A 22,456-nucleotide genomic window follows, 5' to 3' on the forward strand; every position below is an offset into this window, starting at 1 on the left:
AAGTCCGTCGACTTTTCTGGAAAACGCTTCTGGAATGCCCAAGGAGATCGCCATGCTCGATACCAAAATGCTGATCGGTTCGAAATTCGTGCCCGGCACCGAGGCGCCGGAAAAGGTGCTCAATCCCAAGACCGAGGAGACGCTGGTCGACCTTCCCGAAGCTTCCGTCGAACAGGTCGACGAGGCCGTGGAGGCGGCAGCTGCGGCTTTCGCCGGCTGGTCGCGCACCACCCCGGCCGAGCGCTCGGCCCTGCTGCTCAAGCTGGCCGATGCGATCGAGAAGGATGCCGAGGCCTATGCCACGCTGGAGGCGCTCAATTGCGGCAAGCCGCGCATCCGCGTGCTGCAGGACGAGATCCCCGGCGTCGTCGATTGCTTCCGCTTCTTCGCTGGCGCCGTGCGCAACATGCACGGGCTGGTCGCCGGGGAATATCTGGCCGGGCACACCTCGATGATCCGGCGCGATGCCGTCGGCGTGGTCGGCTCGATCGCACCCTGGAACTATCCCCTGATGATGGCGGCCTGGAAACTGGCGCCGGCCCTGGCGGGCGGCAATACCATCGTGATCAAGCCGTCCGAGCAGACGCCGCTGACCCTGCTCAAGCTCGCCACCAGCATTGCGGAGATCTTTCCGGAGGGCGTGGTCAATGTCGTGGTCGGGCGCGGCGAGAGCGTCGGCAATGCCCTGATCCATCATCCCAAGGTCGCGATGGTGTCGCTGACGGGTGATATCGCCACCGGCAAGAAGGTGCTGCAGGCCGCCGCCAAGACGGTCAAGCGCACCCATCTCGAACTCGGCGGCAAGGCGCCGGTGATCGTGTTCGACGATGCCGATCTCGAGGCCGTGGTGGAGGGCGTCAAGCTGTTCGGCTATTACAATGCCGGCCAGGACTGTACCGCCGCCTGCCGCATCTATGCCGGCAGCAAGATCTACGACAATCTGGTGTCCGAGCTCGCCGGTGCGGTGAAAGGGCTGAAATACAACCAGCCCAACGATGACGAGAACGATATCGGCCCGCTGATCTCGGCGCGACAGCGCTCGCGCGTCGCCTCCTTCGTCGAGCGGGCCACCGAGCACAAGCATATCGAGATCGCCACGGGCGGCCACCAGGCGGCGGGCAAGGGCTTCTTCTATGAACCCACCGTGGTCGCAGGGGCCCTGCAGAGCGACGAGATCGTGCGGCGCGAGGTGTTCGGGCCGGTGGTCTCGGTGACGCGCTTCGGCGATGTCGAGGAAGCTCTCGGCTGGGCCAATGATTCCGACTACGGCCTGGCCTCCTCGGTGTGGACCCGCGACATTTCCAGGGGCATGCAGATGGCCTCGCGCCTGCAATATGGCTGCACCTGGGTGAACTGCCACTTCATGCTGGTGAGCGAGATGCCGCATGGCGGCGTCAAGTCCTCCGGCTATGGCAAGGACCTGTCGATGTATGCCCTGGAAGATTACACCGTGGCGCGCCACGTCATGGTGAAGATGGGCTGACGCTCGCTTTCGCAAACCGAGCGGGGATGTAATGCGGTCCACTTAGGCAGGAGCCACTGCGAGTTTGTCATAGCCGGGCTTGACCCGGCTACCCAGAAAGCCGCACGCACAAATCGTCGGGGAGTTGGATTGCCGGGTCAGGCCCGGCAATGACAAGGGGCGAGCAGATTCGAAAATGCTTAAGTGAACCGCATTAGGGCAGGGATGGGCCCTGTCCCAGGCAAGGTCCGCCCCTTCCTTTTGGACAGCGATGCCAAGTTCGGGCATGGTCTGGTGTTGTGCATGGAACAGCCTGCGCAAGCCATTGATTTCATCATGCCTTTTTCATGAACGAGGTGATTGCCATGGAGCTCGGGAAACGGCTGATCCCGGTAGCGATACTGGTCGGTGCCTTGTGGGCAATGCCGACGATCGCGCCAGCCAGGACGGCGCCGGCCGCCGTCGAGGCGCTCTGGCAGAGTTGCCGGGCCATCGCAAAGGACCCGGCAGCCAGCGTCAAAGCCTGCACGCAGTTTCTCGATCTGCCCGAGGGACGGCGAGAGCAGTTTCGCACCTATGCCTTTTCCAACCGTGGCAACGCCTATGTCAGCCTGCAGCGCTATGACGAGGCGCTGGCCGATTTCGTCGAGGCGCTGCGCCTCGATGCGAGGAACGAGACGGCCTATGTCGGCCGTGGCAACGTGCATTTCTGGCGCGGCGAAAACGATCTGGCCCTCCAGGATTTCGGACAGGCCATCAAGCTCGATCCGCGCGATGCCAATCCCCATCACGGCCGCGGCAACGTCTATTTCAACCAGGGCCGCTACGAGGAGGCGATCAAGAGCTATAGCGAGGCGATCCGCATCAACCCGAAGTTCTTCAACGCCTATAGCGGCCGCTCCAATGTCTACGCCGAACTCAAGCAGACCGACCGGGCGATTTCGGATCTCTCCCAGGCGCTCAAGCTCAATCCGACCTATGTCAATGCCCTCGTCAATCGCGGCAACAACTACGTACTCGCCAAGCGCTTCGACGAGGCGATCGCCGACTACGACCGTGCTCTGGCCCTCCAGCCGGATACCGTCCTCGCCTGGAGCGGGCGGGCCGGCGCCTATGGCCTGAAAAAGGACTATGAGCACGCAATCGCCGATTTCACCAAGGCGCTGGACCTCGATCCCTCCTATCTCAACGCGCGTTACGGCAGGGGCCAGGCCTACAAGGAACTCGGCAAGCTCGACCTGGCCGCGGCGGATTTCCGCAACATCCTCGCCCAGAAGTCCGACTTCCTGAACACGCGCGACCTGCTGGCCGCCGTCGAGAAGTCCGGCGCGGCAGCATCCGTTCCGCCGTCCGGCGCCAATGTGGCGCCCATGGCCGGCGCGCTCGCGGCCATCAAGGCGCAGCGCCGCGTTGCCCTGGTGATCGGCAACGCCGCCTATCCGCAGGCTCCCCTTGCCAATCCCCACAACGATGCCGCCGATGTCAGCGCTCGCCTGAGCCAGCTCGGCTTCGAGGTGGTGACCGGCTACGACCTCACTCTCGCGGGCTTTTCCGACACGGTGGAGCGCTTCGTCGCCAAGGCGCAGGGCGCCGATGTCGCCGTCTTCTACTATTCCGGCCACGCCATGCAGGTGGATGGCGAGAACTGGCTGCTGCCTGTCGATACCAGGGTGCGCAGCCTGTTCGATGTCCAGCAGTTCAACGTGTCGCTGCAGCGTCTGCTGCAGACCGTGGATACGCAGGCCAAGACCACGCTGGTCTTTCTGGACGGCTGCCGCAACAATCCGTTTGCCGATGCCCTCAAGGCTCAGCTGAAGGCGCGGAATCGGGCCTATGCGGAGACGCGCGGGCTTGCCCGCATCACGGTCGATTCGCCCGATACGCTGGTGGTGTTCGCCACCCAGCCCAATGACGTGGCGGCGGACGGCACCGGGCGCAACTCTCCCTTCACCCGCGCCTTTCTCGACAATGTCGGCGCGCCGGGTGTGGAGGTCGAAACCCTGATGAAGAGGGTGACGGCCGAGGTGAAGGAGGCGACGGGGGACAAGCAGCGTCCGGAGCGCCTGTCGGGCTTGACCACGGAATTCTACTTCGTTCCCCCGAATTAATGTGCGTCCGTTTCGAGCCAGCTTGCCCGACGCGACAATTCCGTCATGATATCGTCAACCATAAACGGATTGGGAGGAATCATGACGGCGGTTTCGTCTGAGCAAAGGCCATGGTTGGCGGCCTATGACGGAGACATGAAACCGCATGTCGGGGAGGTGCCCTACAGATTGCTGGGCGACATGATCGTCCAGAGTGCGCGCGAGACCCCGCGCAAGACCGCCTACACCTGCGTCATGCCCAACGGAATGCATGGCTCGCTGAGCTTTGCCGAGGCCGATCGACTGTCGGATCAGTTCGCCGCCTATCTGCACGCCGAGCTGAAACTGCCGCCGGGCTCGCGCGTGGCCATCCAGGCGCCCAATGGGCTTGCCTATCCGGTGGTCGCTTTCGGCGTGTTCAAGGCAGGCTGCGTACTGGTCAACGTGAACCCGCTCTACCTGGCCGAGGAGGCGGGCGCTGTCTTCGCCGATGGCGGCATTTCGGTGCTGGTGGTGATCGACATGTTCGCCGACCGCACCGCCAAGACCCTCGCAACGGTGAAGGTGCCGCATGTGGTCCTGATCGGCGCGGCCGAATTCTTCCCGGGCTGGCCGCGTACCGTGATCGGCCTGGTGCAGAAACATGTACGCAAGGAGATTCCCGCCGCGACTTTCCCGCATATCCGCCTCAGGCAGGCCCTGGCACTCGGCCAGGCCAAGCTCGCGCGTGGCTTGAAGGTCGCGGACATCACCGCCGGCATGGACGCCTCGGCCACGGCCTGCCTGCAATATACCGGCGGCACCACCGGGGTGAGCAAGGGTGCCATGCTTACCCACCGCAACCTGGTCATGAATGTCCTGCAGGTGCTGGCCTTCGGGGGCGGCGCCTTCACGCGGGACGATGTGATCATGACGGCGCTGCCGCTCTATCACATCTTCGCCTTCACCGTGAATTTCCTCACCTTCACGGCGCGCGGCGCCCATGTGCTGATGGTGCCCAATCCGCGTCCCCTGAGCAATCTGCGCAAGGCTTTCGAGAAATATCCGGTCAGCTACATCACCGGCGTCAACACGCTCTATAACGGCCTGCTGAACGAGGCCTGGTTCACCGCCATGCCCAAGCCCCATCTCAGGGTCTGCATCGCCGGCGGCACGGCCCTGCAGGCTGCGGTCGCCGAGCGCTGGCACAAGGCCGTCGGCGTGCCGGTGGGGGAGGGCTACGGCCTGACCGAAACGTCGCCCGTCGTCTGCTTCAACCCGTTCGGGTCGGGGCATAATGGGGCTGTCGGCGTTCCCTTGCCGGATACCGATGTCAAATGTGTCGATGACGATTTCAACGAGGTGGCGCTCGGAATGCCCGGCGAACTCGCCGTGCGCGGGCCGCAGGTGATGGCCGGCTATTGGCGCCGCCCGGACGAGACGGCCAAGGTGATGCGCGGCGATTGGATCCTCACCGGCGACATCGCCGTGATGGATCAAGCCGGCTATTTCCGCATCGTCGACCGGCGCAAGGACATGATCCTGGTTTCGGGCTTCAACGTCTTCCCCAACGAGGTGGAGGACGTGCTGGCCAAGATGCCGGGGATCAAGGAAGCAGCGGTGATCGGCGTGCCAGACGGCGCGGCCGGCGAAGCACCCAAGGCCTTCGTGGTCAGGAGCGATCCCGCTTTGACGGTCGAGGCGGTGCGCGCCTATGCCAAGCAGCATCTCACCGGCTACAAGGTACCGAAATTCGTGGAATTCAGGGACGACCTGCCGAAATCCAATGTCGGCAAGATCCTGCGCAAGGACTTGCGGGGCTAGCAACAAGCGTTTCGGTCCAAATGCGGTTTGCTCCAACTGGGGAATTCGACTGCCTCTGGCGTTGCAGCCCGGCGACATCAGTAATCTCGACGAATGATCTCCGGCCTCGTCGTACGGAATGTCGGGCGACCGCGCTTCCAGCCTCGTATCACGCGGCTGTTCTCGCGTATCGCCTGTTCAGGCGTCTCGCAGTCGATCAATACGATGTCGGCTGCCGCTCCAACCGATAGGCCGGATGCGCGCCGCATTCCGCGCGCTGCAAGGGGACCGATCATGTCGAATACGAGCCGCAGATGCTCGGTGCGCGAAAGTTGAACGACATTGGCATAGAGGTTCGCCATGCGGAGGAGTGAGGCATCGCCAAATGGCGTGAAGGGGTTGAGAATATTGTTGGTGGCGATCGAGGCATTCACGCCCCTCAAGGCCAGAATATGAGTCGGAGCGACCCCACGCGGCACCAGTCGCTCATACTCGCGGCCATTTAGGAACAGGTCGGTGGCTGGTAGGGCCACCACTGCAATACCGGCCTCCCGGAGCCCTGTCGCGATCGCTTCAACCTCATGCAACGGCCGCGCCGAAAGGCTCGTCATGTGTCCGAGCGAAACGCGTCCCTGCCAACCGCGTCGTATCGTTTCCTTCAGGACGACGGGCAGATTGCTCTTTTCGGGTGCGAGATCGAAATCGAGATGGAAGTCGGCAGCGACGCCGTGCGCTTGCGCGAGGTCGAAGATCAGGCTGATTTGTCCAGCCGGATCGGGATCGGTGTAGGGAGCGCCACCCACCAGATCCGCTCCGCCCGCCAGGGCCTCGTTCAACAAACCTAGCGTTTCCGGCTCGTTGGTGAGCCCTTCCTGCGCGAAGGCGCAGATCTCGATATCGATGGCGAACGCGTAATCCCGGCGAACGCGTTTGACGGCTTCGAAGGAGCGCAAGCCGGCGCGCGGATCGACCTCGACGAAGCTGCGCATCGCCATGGTGCCTTGTATGATGGCCTGCTCGACGACGCCAGCGGCCCGTGCATAGACATCCGCCTCGGTGAAGGACGCCTTGGCTCTTGCCGTCTCGCGCACCGCCTCCGCCAAGGTACCCTCGCAGATGCGGCAGCGATCGAGGATACAGGCCTTGTCCAGATGGATGTGGCTGTCGACGAAGCCGCCGCAAGCCAGCGCACCGTCGGCGTCGACGATTTCAACCGCTTCACAGCGAAGTTCTCGCCCGATCGCGACGATCGCCTCATCCCGTATCGCCAAGTGGACCGGTTCCTCACTGGTCGGCAGGCGGGCATTGCGGATAAGCAGGTCGGCTGGGGGAATGTTCATCGTCAAAGACCGATCGCCCCGCCATCGCTGCGCGGATCATGTGCAGCGATGATCGTCCCGTCGGGTCGGAGGCGAATGATGCCGGCATGTCCGCCGAGTTGGCTGAAGGGTTCGATCCGGCCCACCTGATGTCCCCTGTCCGCAAGCTCGGCAAGGAGTAAATCTCCGGCATGGGCCTCTATCTTCAGGCTGTCGCGACTGTCCGAGAAGGTGCGTCCCAGAAGGAAACGCGGCCGGGATAGCGCCGCAAGCGGATCGAGCCCGTGGTCGATCAGCAGCGAAAGCAGCAGAGCGAGGGTCTGCGGCTGTCCGTCGGCGCCTTGAGTGCCGTAGAGCAGGCAAGGACGCCCGTCCTTCAAGGCGATACCGGGGTTCAATGTGTAGAAGGGACGCTTGCCGGCCCTGATGCAGTTCGGGCTCGCCGGATCGAGGCTGAAGGCCGCGCCGCGGTTCTGCCACAGGATGCCGGTGTCACCGGCGACGACGCCGCTGCCCCAGTCGAAATAAAGGCTCTGCAGCATGGCGACGCTCCTGCCCGCGCTGTCCGTCGCCGCCAGGAAGGCCGTGTCGGCGGTCTGGAAGGGGGGCGGCCAAGGCAACGCCCTGTCGAGATCGATCGAGCGTGCCTTCGCAGCCAACCGGCGCCCATCGAGCAACCGCACGATATTCACATCCGTGAAGGTGGGATCGGCGATCGATGGGCGATCGAGGAAAGCCCGTTTCACGGCTTCCACGAGGAGGTGATAGAATTCGGCCGAGGCAGGGTCGAGCCGGCCCAGATCGAAGGAAGACAAGACGCCCATGATGGCAAGCGTCGTCGCGCCTTGCGTCGGCGGCGGCGGCGCAAGAAGGGTCACGTCGCGATAGCGTTGCATAAGCGGCTGCTCACGGAGTGTGCGGGTGCTGGCGAGATCCGCGGCAGTCAGGGGTGAACCGGCGGCCCGGAGGCCCGACGCGATGCGCGCGCCCAGCTCGCCTTCGTAAAACTCGCGCACGCCGCGATCGGCTATGGCGCGCAGCGAACTCGCCAAAGCCGGCTGGCGCTGTATGCCGTCCCGGGAGAACATCTCTTGGAAGCCAGGCCATTGCGTGACCTCGCTTGCGCGGAAACGATGCCAGAATTCTTGAGAAGGACTGACGTCGAAGCCGTCCTGTGCCAGCGCGACGGCGTCGTCGAGCAGGCCGGTGATGGACAATCGGCCCTGCCAGTGGCTGTGGGAGTAGTCGAGGACTTGTCCCCAACTGTCGACGAGGCACGCCGTCGTCATGGCCGAAAGCGGCCCGCGGAGCGGGATGGCAGGCAGATCGGGGATGAACCTCGCCGCCTGGCCGATACCCAGGAAGACGGTGGCAGAGCCCGCGCGATCGGCAACAAGCCAAACCGCGTCTCCGCCGAGACCACAAAAATGTGGATAGAGGACCGAGAGTGCCGCACTCGCGGCAACCAGCGCCTCGATGGCATTGCCCCCCTGTTCGAGGACCTTTGCCCCGGCCTCTGTGGCGAGCCAGTGCGGCGCGACGACCATGCCCCCGCTCGACGTCGCGTTGTCGCTGGGCCTTTGCCGTGGGACGGTCTTCATGCAATCGCCGCGATTGTGTGAATAGACCTCCAGCTAAGCAAGTTCCGGGCCATCTCTGGCGTAGGCGCGTCCGAACTCTTCCAGGCCCCGACGTCGGTGCACCCGGCGGAAATCCCGGCGATGGGCAGACGACAGCGAAGCGTTCGCAGCGCTGGACAGGCCAACCCAAGGCGTCCGGACGTTGTCTATTCGTGGCGTCGCTGGCGTCCGTCCTCCCTTCCGATCGGCCGGCCTGAGCGCTTTAAAGAGCGGGCGAGGACGCCAGCGTTTCCAGGAAGGTCATGTCCAGGAAGGTCATGCTTCGCCCGGTCGGCATCGTCGAGCCTTGGTATGACGCCAAGACCCTTTGTGCGGGGCATGAACCCGATCTCGCAGATCAACAGGCTATTATAGGCCGTGGAGATGTGGCGCGCCGCGCGACAAAAAAGAGCAGATTGCGGCTTTTGATCATCGCAACCTGCTCTTGGACTGTCGTATCCGCAGCAAGCGGAAAGAGCAGGCCGGAAGGCCTGATCCCGAGTCTACTGACGATAATGCTGGATGCGCGTGGTACGCAAACCCGCCAGGCCGTGGCGGTCGATCGAGGCCTGCCAGGACAGGAATTCCTCGGTGGTCAGCACATAGCGGTTGCAGGCCTCCTCGAGGCTCAGAAGCCCGCCGCGCACGGCGGCCACCACTTCTGCCTTGCGCCGGATCACCCAGCGCTGGGTACCGGGAGGCGGCAGGTCCGCAACGGTCAGGGGGCTGCCGTCGGGGCCAATGACATATTTCACCCGAGGGCGAAGAGTTTCGGTCATGGGTACGCTCACACAATTCGAATGACCATGTGAGCTGCAGGCTAGGAGGGCTCGCTTAAAAATTGTTGAAGGAAATTCAGAAAAGTCATTGATCTCGCTTCGATCATTACAATTCGGCAACAAGCTGAATCAGGCCTTAACTTCGTCACCATCTGTCCGGTTGCCAGGCGCCAGGAAGGGTTTGGCCAGGGCGTGGTAGAGTTTCTCCCGGCAGATGAGGGCCGAGACCCCGTCGGCGATGATGGCGGCCGCAAGCAGGGGCAGTACCATGGCGCGGCTGTCCGACATTTCCGAAATGATGATGACGGCGGTGAGCGGTGCCCTGACCACGCCGACGAAATAGCCGATCATGCCGAGAAGCACGATGGCGCCGAGCGGCTGATCGGGAAAGGCGAGGGCGATCAGATTGCCGACCCCCGCACCCGTAGCGAGCGAGGGTGCGAAAATCCCGCCCGGCACGCCGGACAGCACGGTGATCAGGCTCGAGAGGAACTTGGCCGGCCCGAACCAGAGGGGCTCGGCGTGGGATTCCACCAGCCGGCGGGCGACCTCATAGCCCGTGCCCCAGGTCGCGCCTTGGCTGAGAACGCCGAGGATCGCAACCAGGAGGCCGCAGACCAGGGCAAGGCGGATAGGGCGACGACGTAGCGCCGCAATCGGGGCGAGCGCCGTGGCGCCGAAGGCCAGGACCGCCCGCGAGAACAGGCCGCCGGTGATGCCGCCGATCACGCCGGCCAGCGGCGCGATGAGCAGGGCGGCGCCGAGCGGCAGCGCTTCGTGCACGGACCCGAAATAGATGTAGTCGCCGGCAATGCCCAGGCTGACCAGGCCCGAGATCATCACGGCCGCCATGGCCAGCAGGGCAAGGCGCTGGTGGTAGGAGGCCGCGAGTTCCTCGATGGCGAAGGCGATGCCGGCGAGCGGTGTGTTGAAGGCAGCGGAAACCCCTGCCGCCCCACCGGCAATGATCACCGCAGGCGACAGGTCGATCTTCAGCAGGCGATGCATGAAGGCCATGATTGCGGCGCTGATCTGCACCGTTGGTCCCTCGCGACCGACCGAAGCGCCGACCAGGATGGCGCCGACCGTCGCCGCGAATTTGAAGACGGCGACCTTCATGGAGATCAGGCCGGTTGCAACGGCATGACGGGGATCGCGGGCGCCGGCACTTATCTGGGGAATGCCGGAGCCCCGCGCTGCGGGCGCGAAACGACGTGTGAGCCAGGCCAGGAGAGCGAGTCCCAGGGGCGTCACCACCAATGGTGCATAGGGAGCTTTGGCGACCATCAGTTCGAACAGCTTCGCGGCCTGGTCGGCCGTCCAGGTGAAGGCAAGGGCGACGAGGCCGAGAACGACGGCGCCGATGGTCGTGGCGGTGCGGCGACGCAGCAATATTGGAAGATCGTCAGGAATCATCGGGCAAGCAAAGTCCTTTGCGTCCCTTCTACACCGCCGGGGCCTTGCGACGGCAAGCAAGAATGGCGGATCGTTCTGCAAGGCGCCCTGGCTGGCGCGGGCTGGGGGCAAATTGCCCCTCACCCTGTCATTTCCACTAATCCCTCGCCCGTTCGGCGCTGATGATCCAGGCGCGCGAGTCGAAAAGCACGCCCTCGGCCGTCATATGGGCGTCCAGCAGATCTCGAAGCCGCTGCAGGGGCCGATCCGGTGGTTCGTCCGTGCGCGCGAGAGCGTCCTTCACCAGATAGAGGCCGGCGATGGCATCGAAGGCGGCATCGACATTCGGCCCGTAGAAGACCGGCTCGTTCACTTCGGCGAAGTCGATCGAGGTGAAGCCGGCGGTGCGGAGAAGCGCCGTGGCCACTGCAGGATCCCCGAGTGAAAACGGCTTGCCGGCATCGACGGAAATCACCCCTCCCGGAGCCAGTGCCTGCCTGATGGCGCCCGACCACCTGTTGCGCTCCTGGCTTTGCCACACCATCCATGCCAGGCGCGCACCGGGGCGCAGGGCCCGCGCGATATTGGCGAAGGCGGCGGCCGGATCGGCAAAGAACATCACGCCGAACCGGCTGATGCACAAATCGAAGGCGGCAGCCGGAAAGGCATGGTGTTGTGCGTCGCCCTGTTCGAACGCGACGTTCCTCAAGCCCGCCTCCAGGCTGCGTTGTCGCGCAATCGCGAGCATCTCGGCGGACGTATCGACGCCGACGACACCCGCTTCCACCGCGATGCTGGCGGCTTCGCGCGTGGTCTGGCCGGCACCGCAACCAATATCGAGCACCCGGTCGCCTGGGCCGACACTGGCAGCGGCCCGTAAATGGCGATTATGCCGGGACAATTCCGCGTCGTAGAAATCGGCACAGTCCAACGCCATGAGGTCCATCCGGTTCTGTCGTGGCTATGAGAGGCGCATCCCGCTGCCGAATTGCCTGGACGGCCCGAAGGCAGGAGCATACCAGGCCCTTCGCCACAAACTGATTGCATAATAGGACCAGATATGCAATGTCCAATCCAGTTGCGATATGCAAGCAGAAGGATGGTGTATATGGAATGGGCCGAATCATCCCGCGTCACCGAGAAATCGGTCGAAGTCAAAGGCGCGAAACTTCAGACGCAGGCTTTCGGCGCGCCATCCAGCCCGCCCATCGTGCTGATCATGGGGATGATGTCCTCGATGCTGTGGTGGCCGGAGAGGTTCTGCCGGGACCTGGCCGCTCAGGGACATTATGTGATCCGATACGACCAGCGCGACACCGGCCTCGCCACCCACTATCCGCAAGGCGAACCCGGCTACTCTTCCAGCGATCTGGCCGATGACGTCATGGCGGTTCTCGACGGCTATGGCCTGGAAGCGGCGCATCTGGTCGGCATGTCGATGGGTGGTTTCGTCGCGCAGGAGACCGCATTGCGCCATTCCCGCCGCGTGCTTACGCTCACGCTGATCAGCACCTCGCCGCTCGCGGTCGAGGGACTGCCGCCTTCGACCAAAGCCTATCGGGAGCATTCCGCGGCGGGCGAGGCAGTCGACTGGTCCGATCTCGGGGCCATCGCCGATTTCCTGCGCCGCGATGCTGCCATGCTCGCCGGCACCAGGCATCCGCATGATGCCGAAGCCGTCAGTGCGCTGATTGCGCGCGACATGGCTCGGGCGCCGTCATTTGCCAGCGCCACCAACCATTTCGCGCTGGTGGGCGGGGAGGAACCCGCAAGGCTGAAAGCCTCCGATCTCACGATAGCGGTTCTTGCGATCCACGGTACGGCCGATCCCTTGTTTCCCGTTGCCCATGGAGAGGCCTTCACCAAGGCCGTGCCGAATGCGCGGTTGCACCGGATCGAAGGCGGCGGGCACGAAATCCACGACCGGGACATCGACGAGATGGTGCAAGCTATCGCCCATCATGCGACATAACGCATGTCCGGGAGGGCAGTCGCGCCCATCTTTCACGCGTTGAATTCGTAGTAAATTTCGTACAGCGAACCGTGCTGATCGAATACAGCTTGGCGGGCTATTTCACGCTGGCAAAAATAAACTGAAAAGGGCAGGGTGGTCGGAGTCTTTCTCATGTCATCGGAAGAATTCGGCGATGCCTATATGTCACCAGGGTAGTAAAGTTCGCTCTCGGTTGCGGCATTCGCTGATGACAGCCGTCGTCGCCGGTTCGACGATGCTGTCGGCTATGGCGGTCGCTCAGTCGCTCAAGCCGGAGATCGGGCCGTCGCCGCCCGAAGATGCCATGCCGCTCTACAAGGGCGGCGTCGAGAAGGCGATCGCCGGCTTGCCTGAGATCGTTCGTGACGTCAGGGCTCAGTCACATGTCCCCGGTATCGCCGTGGCGGTCGTGCACGGCGGCAAGACCGTGTTCGCAAAGGGATACGGCGAACGCGTCAAGGACGACAAAACCCAGCCGGTCGATGAATTCACGGTGTTCCAGGTCGCGTCGGTCTCCAAGTCCATTTCCGCCACGATCGCCGCGATCGCGATGACCAAGGGCACCATGGCCGGCAAGGCCATCAGTTGGGACGATCGCGTCCGCACCTATCTGCCCGGCTTCCTGCTTGGCAACGACTATGTCTCGAATCAGGCCACCATCGGGGATTTCTTCGCCCATCGTTCGGGCCTGCCGGAAGCGGCCGGGGACGATCTGGAGGATCTTGGCTTTGAGCGGAGGGACATCATCCCGCGACTCCGGCTGATGCCGCTCGACCCCTTCCGGACCTCCTATCATTACGCCAATTACGGTACGACGATCGGGGCCGAAGCGGTCGCCGCCGCCATGGGCGAGCGCTGGGAGGCCCTGGCCGATCGGCTGCTCTTCCAGCCTCTGGGCATGCGGTCGACCAGCTATCTTCACAAGGATTTCCTGGCACAACGGAACCGTGCCGTTCTGCATGCCTTCGAGGGTGGTGAGTTCAAGGCCCGCTATGATCGCGATCCCGACCAGCAGGCGCCGGCGGGCGGGGTTTCCTCCAATGTCACGGAACTGGCGAAGTGGCTGCAATTGCTGCTCGCGGGCGGCAAATATGGCGGCGAAACGCTGATGGCGCCCAAGGCCATCCTGCCGGCGCTGACGCCCCAGGCGGTGGGCGGGCGCGGCGAGACGCTCGATGCGCGCACCAGCTTCTACGGCTATGGCTTCAATGTGAACGTCAATGCCAATGGTCGGACCTCCATGGGCCATTCGGGCGCGTTCCTGCTGGGGGCGGGCACCACCTTCCAGATCCTGCCTTCGGCCGATGTCGGCATCGTGGTCCTGACAAATGGCGCGCCGATCGGCGCCGCCGAGGCCATCGCGGCCCGCTTCATGGACATCGTGCAATATGGCGAGGAAACGCGGGACTGGTATACCCTAATGCATCAGCACATGATGGGCTTTTTCAAGCCGATCGGCGACCTCGTGGGCGAGGCTCCGCCAGCCCATCCCAAACCAGCCAGGCCGCTTGCCAGTTACGCCGGCGCCTATGCGAGCCCTTATTTCGAGGTCGGTACGGTGCAGGTCGAGGGTGACCATCTGGTCCTGCTGCTCGGCCCGCGCCCGATGAAATTCCCTCTCCGCCACTGGGATGGCGATGTCTTTGCCTTGAAGCCCGACGGCGAGAATGCGCCGGAGGGTTCCTTGTCTTCAGTCAAGTTCCAGGGCGAGGGAAGTGGCCCGAGGACGATGGTAGTCAACTACCTGAATGCCGAGGGCCAGGGCAGTTTCAGCCGATGATCGGCTCTCCGTTCCCGCTCTGACCGCCCCAAAAAAGCCCGCTGGACAGCGGGCCTATAGCGTTTTGCTCTGGAGCATCGTCCCGAAAAGTGGACGCCAGTGTTCGGCAGGACCGATGCGGCAACAAGAAACGACAGCATCAGACTCGATTCCGAAATCGAGTCTGATGCTGTCGGTACGAAAATCACGCTTTCCGGGGCATACCGCCGCGGGGGAAGCGGCGGGATCGTGTCGGCCATGGCGCGCGCATCAGGCATAGCGCTTGGCGCCGGCGACACAGATCACCACGCCGGCGGCCACGGCCCACACCGCCAGGCCGACCTGTTCGTGCAGCAGCAAGGCCGCGAGAGCCAGCGACATGAAGGGCTGCAGCAATTGCAACTGGCCAACAGCGGCGATGCCACCCTGGGCAAGGCCGCGATACCAGAACACGAAGCCGATCAGCATGGAGAACAGCGAGACATAGACGAGGGCCGAAAGGGCCGGCCAGCCGATGGCGCCGAGATCGGCAGGCAGCCACCAGATCGCCAGCGGCAGCATCACCGGCAGCGACAGGATGAGAGCATAGGAGATCACCTGCCAGCCGCCGAGATCGCGCGACAGCCGGGCGCCTTCGGCATAGCCGAGGCCGCACACCAGGATGGAGGCCACCATCAGCCCATCGCCCCAGGCATTGCCGGCGGCACCCTGGCTCAACGCATAGGCGGCCACCATGGCGGCCCCGGCGATCGAGAACACCCAGAAGTCCAGGCGAGGACGCTCGCCACCCCGCAGCACCCCGAAAATGGCGGTGGCGAGCGGCAGGAGCCCGATGAAGACGGTGGCGCGCGAGGAGGTGATGCTTTGCAGGGCAAGCGCGGTCAGCAGGGGAAAGCCGACCACGCAGCCGATGGCGACCAGGCTCAAGGAACCCAGTTGCGAGGCGCGTGGCCATTTCTGCTTGAGGACGACGAGGAGGGCGATGCCAAGGAGGCCGGCGATGGCGGCGCGGGCCGTGGTCAGGAAGAGCGGCGTCAGGTCATGCACCGCGACGCGGGTGGCCGGCAGCGATCCGGAGAAGATTGCCACGCCCAGGAAGCCGTTGAGCCAGCCTGCCGACTTGTCGTCCATTTTTGTTTCTTTCGTATTTCGTTTCGTCAGCCGGCAATGCCGCGGACATAGAATTTCGTGTCGACCGCCATGATCGGGAAGCTGGCGGGCAGATGGTGCCGGGCGATCTCGGCAAAGCCGTTCTTCTCGTAGAATCGGTGGGCAGCCAGGAATTTAGCCGTGGTTCCCAGGAAGACTTCCTCGACGCCGCGTTCGCGCGCTTCGGCCAGGAGATGGTCGAGCAGGCGCGAGGCCACGCCATGAGGCCGGCCGCGATAGGGGGCGGCCACGAACATCTTGCGCAACGCGGCCTGTGGTCTGTCTGCCCGCCCCAGGTCGACATCCTTCATGCCGATATCCTTCAAGCCGATCGTGCCGATGACGGCTCCCTCATGCTCGGCGACCCAGAACCCGCCGCAGCCGGTCTGATAGAAGGCGTTGATCCCCAGCAGATCCGGCTGGTCGCCCGCCGTGATCTCGATGCCGAATTCCTCTTGCTGAATGGGGAGGATGACGCCGAGCACGCCATCCTGGTCGGCCGGCTCGAATTGTCTGATCCTGATGGCAGTCGTCATGGGGAAACCTTCGAATATTTCGGTTTCTTGTCCCAGAACTGCGCTGGCGCCGACAGAGACAGACCGGTACAATCGATCTGAACTGTACTGGGTCATGGAGAGGTACGGATGCTGGACCAAATCGGTGGTTCGACCCTGATCGAGGCGACGATGGCGGAGATACGCCGGCTGATTGCCATGGCGCCCGGCGCGCGCCTGCCTTCCATCCGCCGGCTGGCCGAACGGCAGGGCGTATCGAAATCGACCGTCGTCGAGGCCTATGATCGGCTGGTCGCGCAGGGCGCCGTGGCGGCGCGGCCGGGCTCGGGCTTTTTTGCTGCCGGTCGCATCCGCCCCTTCGCCTTGGTGGAGAGCGGACCGAGCCTTGACCGTGCCATCGATCCGCTCTGGATCTACCGGCAGTCCCTGACCCAGCAGACGAGTGCGCTGCATCCCGGCTGCGGTTGGCTGCCCGATTCCTGGCTGCCCGAGGACATGGTGCGGCGCGGGCTTCGTGCCGTGGCGCGCGACGAGAGCGCCAATATCTCGACCTATAGCGTGCCCCAGGGGCTGCGGCCGCTCCGCGAGCATCTGGCCCGCCGTTTCACGGAGCGGGGCCTGGAAGTGGAGCCTGCCGCCATTCTGCTGACCGATTCGGGCTCGCGCGCCATCGACCTGGTCTGCCGTTTCCTGATCCAGCCCGGCGACGTCGTGCTGGTGGACGATCCTTGCTATTTCAACTTCCAATCGCTGCTGCAGGCGCAGCGGGCCCGCATTATCGGTGTGCCCTACACCCGCCAGGGTCCCGATCTCGAGCATTTCGCTAGCCTGTGCGCCGAGCATCGTCCCAAGCTCTATCTGACCAATGCCGTCCTCCATAATCCCACCGGCGCGACGGTGAGCGTGGGAACCGCCCACCGCCTCTTAAAACTGGCCGAGCAGCATGATTTCATCCTGGTCGAGGACAATATCTTCGCCGATTTCGAAGCCCGGCCTTCACCGAGCCTGGCGGCGCTCGACGGTTTCGAGCGTGTCATCCATCTCGGCAGCTTCTCAAAGACGCTGACGGCGGCCTTGCGCTGCGGCTATATCGTGGCACGGGCCGACTGGATCGAAGGACTGACGGATCTGGCGCTCGCCACCGGCATCGGCTGCAGCGATGTCGCGGCCCAGACCACGCTGCGCCTGCTGACCGATGGCAGCTACCGTCGCCATCTCGACAGTCTGCGCCCGCGGCTGGCCAAGGCAATGGCCGCAACGGCGGAAAGACTGGAGGGCTGCGGGCTGCGCCTGTGGCTCGAGCCGCAGGCCGGCATGTTCCTGTGGGCCGAACTGCCCGAGGGCTTGGATTCGGCGGTGATCGCACGCAAGGCCCTGGAGCGGGACGTGGTGATGGCCCCCGGCAACGTCTTCAGCGTCTCGCGCAACGCCGCTCGCTTCCTGCGCTTCAACGTGGCCCAGTCGGCCGACAAGCGCATTTTCGATGTCCTCGCCGCAGTGATGGAGAAGACGGCAACACTGTCCGGGGGTGCGTGATCTCCTGTTCAGCGCCCGCGCTTGCGTGCCACAAGCCCCGCAGCGAGATAGGCGAGCGCTCCCAGGGCCGTGATCCAGAAACTGGTCGGCCAATCGGTATAGAAGGCCAGAATCAGGCCGATCCAGGCGATGGCGACCGCCAGGACCACGGAGATAGTCAACCCTTGGCGGACCCGGTGACTGATCCGCAATGCCGCCGCCGCAGGGGCGACCATCAGCGCGAAGACCAGCAGGACGCCGACGATCTGCATTGCCTCGGCGGTGGCCAGGGCGACGACCACCATGAAGAGGGCTGATATCAGGGATGTCGACACGCCCTTGGCCTCGGCGAGTTCGGGCTGCAGGCTGGCGAACAGGAGGGGCCGCCCGATGACGGCAAGACCGACCAGGCAGAGGAGGCCGAGGCCGGCCAGGATCCAGACCGTGGCGAGGCTGACGCCGAGTACATTGCCGAACAGCAGATTGGTCACCGCCCCGGCATAGGCCTTGTAGAAATACAGGAAGAGCAGGCCGATGCCGAGCGAGAGGGTGAGCACGATGCCGATGGCGACGTCGCGATGGGCGCGTTCCCCCAGCAGGCCGATGCCGATGCCGGCCAGGACGGTGAAGACGGTGAAGCCCACAAAGGGCGAGAGGCCGAGCAGCGCGGCGCCGGTCGCGCCGGGGAAGCCGACATGCGCCAGGGCATGGCCCGCAAAGGTCTCGCCGCGCAGCACCAGGAAATAGCCAACGGCCCCGGCGACGATCCCCACGATCGTGCAGGCCATGAAGGCGTTGCGCATGAACTCATACTCGAACATCGTGGGGCTTCTTTCCTGGGACCGCCGGCTTCCAGCCGGCTCTTGGAACCGTATCGGTCAGGGGGCGGGAAGAGCCGGCTGGAAGCCGGCGGTCCCGGGAGGATGCCCGCGCTCCCAGGCGTCACCCATCATGCACGTGGCTTTCCAGCTCGCCTTCCTCGGCCATCACGAAGATGCGACCATTGACGCGGGCGACGTGAATGGGCGTGCGATAGAGATCGGACAGGACATGGCGGTTGACGACTTCGTCGACGGTACCGATCGCGGCGCGGCCATGGCCGAGATAGAGCACCTGGTCGACGGCGTTGAGCAGCGGGTTGATCTCATGGGCGCAGAACAGCACCGCGATGCCGCGCTCCGAGGCGACCTCCTTGATCAGCTCGACGATGCCGCGCTGATGGGCCGGGTCGAGACTGGCGAGCGGCTCGTCCATCAGCAGGAGCCTAGGGTCGCCGATCAGGGTCTGGGCGATCAGCAGGCGCTGGCGCTCGCCGCCGGAAAGCTGGGAGATCGGCCGGCGGGCGAGATCGGCGGCGCCAACGCGCTCGATTGCGGCCCAGGCCGCTTCCTTGTCGGCCGCGGACGCGAAGGGCCAGCCCCAGCGCGTGCCTTCGATGGCACCGAGCACGAGTTCGTAGCCGCTGAGGCCTGATAGCGCTGCGCTGCGCCGCATCTGCGGCATGTAGCCGATCTTGGGGTTGCCGCGCCGCGGCGGCTCGCCGAGCACGCTGATCCGCCCGGCCTGCGGGCTGACCAGGCCGAGTACGGCTCGCATCAGCGTGGTCTTGCCGGCACCGTTGGGACCGAGCAGGCCGACAAACCGGCCTTCGGCAATGGAAAAGGAGACGCTGGACAGGATCCGGCGCCTCCCGATGGTCAGGCTGACTTTTTCGAAACCGACAGCACTCACTGCGTCAAACCGGAAAGGGCCAGATCGACCTGGCCGAGCTGTCCGTCGAACCAGGCCTGGATAGCGGTGCCAGCCGGCATGGTTTCGGTGACGCCCACCACCGCGACCTTGTGATCCCTGGCGATCTGCAGGAGCCGCTTCGTGGTCTCGTCGGTGACCTGATTGTTGTAGAACAGGATCTTGGCCGAGCCGTCCTTGAGACTGTTCTCGAAGGCGGCGACCTGGCTGGGGCTCGGCTCGCTGTCATTCATGATCGCGGTCTGGAAATCCTGGTTGAGCATCTTGAGGCCAAGGGCCTCCGCCATATAGCCGAAAACCGGCTCGGTGGCAGTCACCTGCGTGTCCTTGTACTTGGTCTTGATCGCATCGACCTGTTTCGTCAACTCGGAGAAGGAGGCTTCGAACTTGGCGAGATTGGCCTTGTAGTCGGCGGCGTGGCCAGCATCGCGCTTTTCGAGCTCGGCGGCCAGCGCCGTGGCCACGGCGGGGAACGTCTTCAACTCGTACCACAGATGGGGATTGTCGCCCGCTTTGTGTCCGGTGAGCTCGGCGGCGACGATCGCCTTGCGATCGGGATTGGCGGAGGCGGAAAGCAGCTTGTCCATCCACGGATCATAGTCGGCGCCATTATAGACCACGATCGCGGCGGTCGAGAGCGCGCGCGCAGTGGACGGGCTCGATTCGAACAGATGCGGATCGTCCTCGGGATTGGACAGGATGGAGGTGACCTCGACATGCTCGCCCCCGATCTGGCTGGCGAGGTCGCCATAGAAATTCTCCGCGGCGACGACCTTGATCTTCTCGGCGGCGGCGGCCGGGTGGGGCATGATCGCTGCCGCGGCCATCAGGACGGCGGCAAACATCATCGAACGCATCGTGATCTCCATGACACTGGAAAGGACAGGCTGCAGGCCCATCGCAAAATCTGAAATGTTATAATGTAACAATCCCTGATTAGTCGGCAGGGCGAGGGATGTCAATCGCGTCCTGGTTGTCGGCGGTGCGAACGCCGGCCCACCACCGGTTGCGCTTGCCTGTAACCGCCGATACACCTCCGATAAGCCGCAAAGCTGCTACAACGGCATCGAGACCCGTCGCCGATCTCCCTTGAGGGCTTTTCATGCGTTCCCCCATTCTCCTCGTCCTGATGGCCACCACCATGCTTACCGGTACCGCTGAAGCCGCCGAACTCGTCCTCAAGCGTGCCGTGCTCGGCACCGGAGGCGTCGGCTATTTCGAATATGCTGCCGAGGTTTCCGGTAAGGAGACGCTGACCCTGCGTGCCCGGCTCGACCAGGTCGACGACATCCTCAAGAGCGTGCTGATTCTCGATCCGGCCGGCACCGGTTCGGCCACGCTGCCCGGCAAGGCCGGTGCGGACGAGACTTTCGCTTCCCTGCCTTTCGCGAAATCCGATCTCGACAGCATGCCCGCCCTGATCGCGGCCCTGAAGGGGGCCGAAATCAAGCTTTCGGGCCCGCGCAAGCTCGAAGGGCGCATCGCAAGCGTGCAGACGGAGACGGTGACCAGCAAGGACGGCGGCACCATGACCCGTACCCGCGTCTCCGTCTTCTCCGGCGCTGCGATCGAGCAGTTCATCCTGGAAGAGGCCGAAGGGCTGGAATTCAAGGACGCCAGGCTCGGCGAGCAGGTCGAGACGGCGCTGAAGGCCCTGCGCACGGCGCAGGACCGTTCCGGCCGCGACATTTCCATCCAGCTCGCCGAGGGCGGCAAGCGCACCGTGCGCATCGGCTATGTGGCGGAAGCGCCGGTCTGGAAGGCGGCCTACCGCCTGACGCTGCCCAAGGCCGACGAGGACAAGGCGCGCCTGCAGGGCTGGGTCGTCCTGGAAAACATGACGGGCAATCCCTGGAAGGACGTCGAGGTGACCTTGTCCTCGGCCTCGCCGGTGACCTTCCGCCAAGCGCTCTACGATCCCTATTACGTCACGCGCCAGACCATCGCGCCGCCAGTGAGCCGCACGGCCTTGCCGCGCACCGATGCCGGGCAACAGGGCGTGGCCGGTGCCGCTGCTGGCGAGGCCAGGGCCGAGCCCATGTACGATTTGGCGGCGCCGGCCCCAGCGGCCGCCCCTGCCCCGATCGCGCCGTCGGCGCGGCTCCGCAAGAACCAAGTTTTTTATGACGCGAGAGCCGGAGCGCAGAATTTCGGTATGGCCGAGCCGCAGGAAGCCGGCAGCGCCGCCGAGGAGAACGCCGCCGGCGCCAGCTTCACCCTGTCGAAGCTGGTCAGTGTCGGCTCGGGCGAGAGCCTCACCATTCCCTTCGTCGATCTCAAAATGCCCTCGCAGGCCGTGGCCTGGTATCAGGGCGGCAGCCGCAATCCCTGGCAGGCGCTGACCTTGAAGAACGACGGCGCCACCTCGCTGCCCGCAGGCTCGGCTACCATCTATGAAGGCACCGAGGCCGGGCCTCTCTTCTCGGGCGAAGCCCAGTTCCCGCTGCTGCCGACCGGCGATTTCCGCCTGATCGGTTTCGGCGCCGACCAGAAGGTGCTGGTCGATTCGGAGTCGAGTTCGGCCAAGGCGATCACCAAGATCAAGGTGGTCGACGGTACGCTCCAGGTCGAGAGTCGCCTGCGCCAGACCACGACCTATCGGGTCAAGAACGGCGCCGGTGAGCTGCGCCATATGGTGATCGAGCAGCCGCGCGTAGCCGACTGGACCCTGGTGGAGCCCAAGGCCGAGGAGGCGACCATCGCCGGCCAGGCTTATCGCATCCGTTTCGACGTCGAGGCGGGCAAGTCCAGGCAATACAAGGTCACGCTGGAACGGCCCGTAGTCGAGGCGATGGCGATTGCCGATGTCACCGGCGAGCGTATCCAGGCCCTGATGGCCGCCCCCGATCTCGATGCCGAGACCAAGGCCCGGCTTGCCACGGTTGCCGAGGCGGCCAAGGCGAGCGACGAGGCACAGGCCGCGACGAGCCGCCTCGAAGAACAGCGCGACGGCATCACCCAGGACCAGGAACGCATCCGCGAAAATCTCAAATCGGCACCGCAGGGTTCCGACCTAGCCCGGCTCTATTCGCAGAAGATGCTGGAACAGGAAAAGGCGCTCGACAAGCTCGATGGGGCGATCAAGGAGGCCCGGGCCAAATATGAGGCGGCCCGCAAGATCCTCGGCGATCGCGTGAGGGCCCTGTAGCGTCGGGAGACAAGACCGGTCCCGCAACGGGGCCGGTCTATGCCGCTTTTTTGACGACCGCCTAAGGGTTGCAATGCTGGCTCAATGCAGCCGGGCAAAATGGTCGTGCCTGCCGGCGAAGATTGAGTCGCGTTCCGCCTCTCGATGTGATGGCAGGCACCGGCGGTGCAGGCATGATCGAGGCT

The 22,456-nt window shown here is 64.4% G+C and carries 17 protein-coding genes; 7 read left to right on the forward strand and 10 right to left on the reverse strand.

Annotated elements, in window-relative coordinates; all coding sequences use genetic code 11:
- Window positions 1–52 precede the first annotated feature (52 nt).
- From ACIGJE_RS35470 to ACIGJE_RS35480, 3 genes are all read left to right on the forward strand, one after another.
- Window positions 53–1,483 carry a gamma-aminobutyraldehyde dehydrogenase gene (locus tag ACIGJE_RS35470; RefSeq protein WP_415085045.1) on the forward strand — a complete coding sequence of 477 codons (1,431 nt, stop codon included), beginning with the start codon at window positions 53–55 and terminating at the stop codon, window positions 1,481–1,483.
- Between the two features lie 344 nt (window positions 1,484–1,827).
- Window positions 1,828–3,570, forward strand: a complete 1,743-nt coding sequence (locus tag ACIGJE_RS35475) for a tetratricopeptide repeat protein (RefSeq protein WP_415085044.1) — start codon at window positions 1,828–1,830, stop codon at window positions 3,568–3,570.
- Between the two features lie 135 nt (window positions 3,571–3,705).
- Window positions 3,706–5,352, forward strand: coding sequence for an AMP-binding protein (locus tag ACIGJE_RS35480; RefSeq protein ID WP_367625087.1), 1,647 nt, complete (start codon window positions 3,706–3,708; stop codon window positions 5,350–5,352).
- A 77-nt stretch (window positions 5,353–5,429) separates the two neighbouring features.
- Here ACIGJE_RS35480 and ACIGJE_RS35485 read toward each other — a convergent pair whose 3' ends face one another.
- The 5 genes from ACIGJE_RS35485 to ACIGJE_RS35505 all read right to left on the reverse strand — a co-directional run bounded on the left by ACIGJE_RS35485 (window position 5,430) and on the right by ACIGJE_RS35505 (window position 11,380).
- Window positions 5,430–6,671 carry an amidohydrolase family protein gene (locus ACIGJE_RS35485; protein ID WP_415085042.1) on the reverse strand — a complete coding sequence of 414 codons (1,242 nt, stop codon included), beginning with the start codon at window positions 6,669–6,671 and terminating at the stop codon, window positions 5,430–5,432.
- A gap of 2 nt (window positions 6,672–6,673) precedes the next feature.
- A complete protein-coding gene (locus ACIGJE_RS35490) occupies window positions 6,674–8,251 on the reverse strand; it encodes a gamma-glutamyltransferase family protein (RefSeq protein ID WP_483681352.1) in 1,578 nt (525 codons plus the stop codon).
- A 521-nt stretch (window positions 8,252–8,772) separates the two neighbouring features.
- Window positions 8,773–9,048 (reverse strand): CtrA inhibitor SciP, encoded by a 276-nt coding sequence (sciP, locus tag ACIGJE_RS35495; RefSeq protein WP_068297942.1) that lies wholly within the window; start codon window positions 9,046–9,048, stop codon window positions 8,773–8,775.
- A gap of 129 nt (window positions 9,049–9,177) precedes the next feature.
- Window positions 9,178–10,464, reverse strand: a complete 1,287-nt coding sequence (locus tag ACIGJE_RS35500) for a chloride channel protein (protein ID WP_483681353.1) — start codon at window positions 10,462–10,464, stop codon at window positions 9,178–9,180.
- A 136-nt stretch (window positions 10,465–10,600) separates the two neighbouring features.
- The gene (locus ACIGJE_RS35505; protein ID WP_483681355.1) at window positions 10,601–11,380 is read right to left on the reverse strand and encodes a class I SAM-dependent methyltransferase; all 780 of its coding nucleotides are present in this window, start codon (window positions 11,378–11,380) and stop codon (window positions 10,601–10,603) included.
- Between the two features lie 171 nt (window positions 11,381–11,551).
- On the opposite strand from ACIGJE_RS35505, the gene ACIGJE_RS35510 reads away from it, so the two are divergent.
- A complete protein-coding gene (locus ACIGJE_RS35510) occupies window positions 11,552–12,415 on the forward strand; it encodes an alpha/beta fold hydrolase (RefSeq protein ID WP_483681357.1) in 864 nt (287 codons plus the stop codon).
- A 229-nt stretch (window positions 12,416–12,644) separates the two neighbouring features.
- Complete coding sequence (locus ACIGJE_RS35515) at window positions 12,645–14,216, forward strand: serine hydrolase (RefSeq protein ID WP_311932822.1); 1,572 nt, start codon at window positions 12,645–12,647, stop codon at window positions 14,214–14,216.
- A gap of 249 nt (window positions 14,217–14,465) precedes the next feature.
- Here the strand turns inward: ACIGJE_RS35515 and ACIGJE_RS35520 are convergent, their stop codons facing one another.
- Together ACIGJE_RS35520 and ACIGJE_RS35525 are read right to left on the reverse strand one after the other, a co-directional pair.
- Window positions 14,466–15,326: a DMT family transporter gene (locus tag ACIGJE_RS35520; protein ID WP_483681359.1), complete on the reverse strand. Its 861-nt coding sequence runs from the start codon at window positions 15,324–15,326 to the stop codon at window positions 14,466–14,468.
- Between the two features lie 26 nt (window positions 15,327–15,352).
- Window positions 15,353–15,880, reverse strand: a complete 528-nt coding sequence (locus ACIGJE_RS35525) for a GNAT family N-acetyltransferase (protein ID WP_483681361.1) — start codon at window positions 15,878–15,880, stop codon at window positions 15,353–15,355.
- 108 nt (window positions 15,881–15,988) lie between these two features.
- Between ACIGJE_RS35525 and ACIGJE_RS35530 the strand changes: the two genes are divergently transcribed.
- Window positions 15,989–17,395 (forward strand): aminotransferase-like domain-containing protein, encoded by a 1,407-nt coding sequence (locus ACIGJE_RS35530; protein ID WP_483681363.1) that lies wholly within the window; start codon window positions 15,989–15,991, stop codon window positions 17,393–17,395.
- Between the two features lie 8 nt (window positions 17,396–17,403).
- Here the strand turns inward: ACIGJE_RS35530 and ACIGJE_RS35535 are convergent, their stop codons facing one another.
- The 3 genes from ACIGJE_RS35535 to ACIGJE_RS35545 form a co-directional block, all read right to left on the reverse strand.
- Entirely contained in the window at window positions 17,404–18,195 is a 792-nt protein-coding gene (locus ACIGJE_RS35535; RefSeq protein WP_483681365.1) for a metal ABC transporter permease, read from the reverse strand.
- Window positions 18,196–18,316: 121 nt separating this feature from the next.
- Window positions 18,317–19,105, reverse strand: a complete 789-nt coding sequence (locus tag ACIGJE_RS35540; RefSeq protein WP_483681367.1) for a metal ABC transporter ATP-binding protein — start codon at window positions 19,103–19,105, stop codon at window positions 18,317–18,319.
- Window positions 19,102–19,980: a metal ABC transporter solute-binding protein, Zn/Mn family gene (locus ACIGJE_RS35545; protein WP_394314596.1), complete on the reverse strand. Its 879-nt coding sequence runs from the start codon at window positions 19,978–19,980 to the stop codon at window positions 19,102–19,104. The genes ACIGJE_RS35540 and ACIGJE_RS35545 overlap by 4 nt, the downstream gene beginning before the upstream one ends.
- Before the next feature lie 245 nt (window positions 19,981–20,225).
- Between ACIGJE_RS35545 and ACIGJE_RS35550 the strand changes: the two genes are divergently transcribed.
- Window positions 20,226–22,271 carry a DUF4139 domain-containing protein gene (locus tag ACIGJE_RS35550; RefSeq protein WP_311932812.1) on the forward strand — a complete coding sequence of 682 codons (2,046 nt, stop codon included), beginning with the start codon at window positions 20,226–20,228 and terminating at the stop codon, window positions 22,269–22,271.
- Window positions 22,272–22,456 lie beyond the last annotated feature (185 nt).

The organism is Labrys sp. E2SS-1L (assembly GCF_057073705.1).

Coding starts and splice junctions, on each gene's coding strand:
- ACIGJE_RS35550 (WP_311932812.1), top strand. CDS start 20,226: ATGCGTTCCCCCATTCTCCTCGTCCTGATGGCCACCACCATGCTTACC.
- ACIGJE_RS35475 (WP_415085044.1), top strand. CDS start 1,828: ATGGAGCTCGGGAAACGGCTGATCCCGGTAGCGATACTGGTCGGTGCC.
- ACIGJE_RS35510 (WP_483681357.1), top strand. CDS start 11,552: ATGGAATGGGCCGAATCATCCCGCGTCACCGAGAAATCGGTCGAAGTC.
- ACIGJE_RS35545 (WP_394314596.1), bottom strand. CDS start 19,980: ATGCGTTCGATGATGTTTGCCGCCGTCCTGATGGCCGCGGCAGCGATC.
- ACIGJE_RS35530 (WP_483681363.1), top strand. CDS start 15,989: ATGCTGGACCAAATCGGTGGTTCGACCCTGATCGAGGCGACGATGGCG.
- ACIGJE_RS35470 (WP_415085045.1), top strand. CDS start 53: ATGCTCGATACCAAAATGCTGATCGGTTCGAAATTCGTGCCCGGCACC.
- sciP (WP_068297942.1), bottom strand. CDS start 9,048: ATGACCGAAACTCTTCGCCCTCGGGTGAAATATGTCATTGGCCCCGAC.
- ACIGJE_RS35520 (WP_483681359.1), bottom strand. CDS start 15,326: ATGGACGACAAGTCGGCAGGCTGGCTCAACGGCTTCCTGGGCGTGGCA.
- ACIGJE_RS35485 (WP_415085042.1), bottom strand. CDS start 6,671: ATGAACATTCCCCCAGCCGACCTGCTTATCCGCAATGCCCGCCTGCCG.
- ACIGJE_RS35505 (WP_483681355.1), bottom strand. CDS start 11,380: ATGGCGTTGGACTGTGCCGATTTCTACGACGCGGAATTGTCCCGGCAT.
- ACIGJE_RS35490 (WP_483681352.1), bottom strand. CDS start 8,251: ATGAAGACCGTCCCACGGCAAAGGCCCAGCGACAACGCGACGTCGAGC.
- ACIGJE_RS35535 (WP_483681365.1), bottom strand. CDS start 18,195: ATGTTCGAGTATGAGTTCATGCGCAACGCCTTCATGGCCTGCACGATC.
- ACIGJE_RS35515 (WP_311932822.1), top strand. CDS start 12,645: ATGACAGCCGTCGTCGCCGGTTCGACGATGCTGTCGGCTATGGCGGTC.
- ACIGJE_RS35525 (WP_483681361.1), bottom strand. CDS start 15,880: ATGACGACTGCCATCAGGATCAGACAATTCGAGCCGGCCGACCAGGAT.
- ACIGJE_RS35500 (WP_483681353.1), bottom strand. CDS start 10,464: ATGATTCCTGACGATCTTCCAATATTGCTGCGTCGCCGCACCGCCACG.
- ACIGJE_RS35480 (WP_367625087.1), top strand. CDS start 3,706: ATGAAACCGCATGTCGGGGAGGTGCCCTACAGATTGCTGGGCGACATG.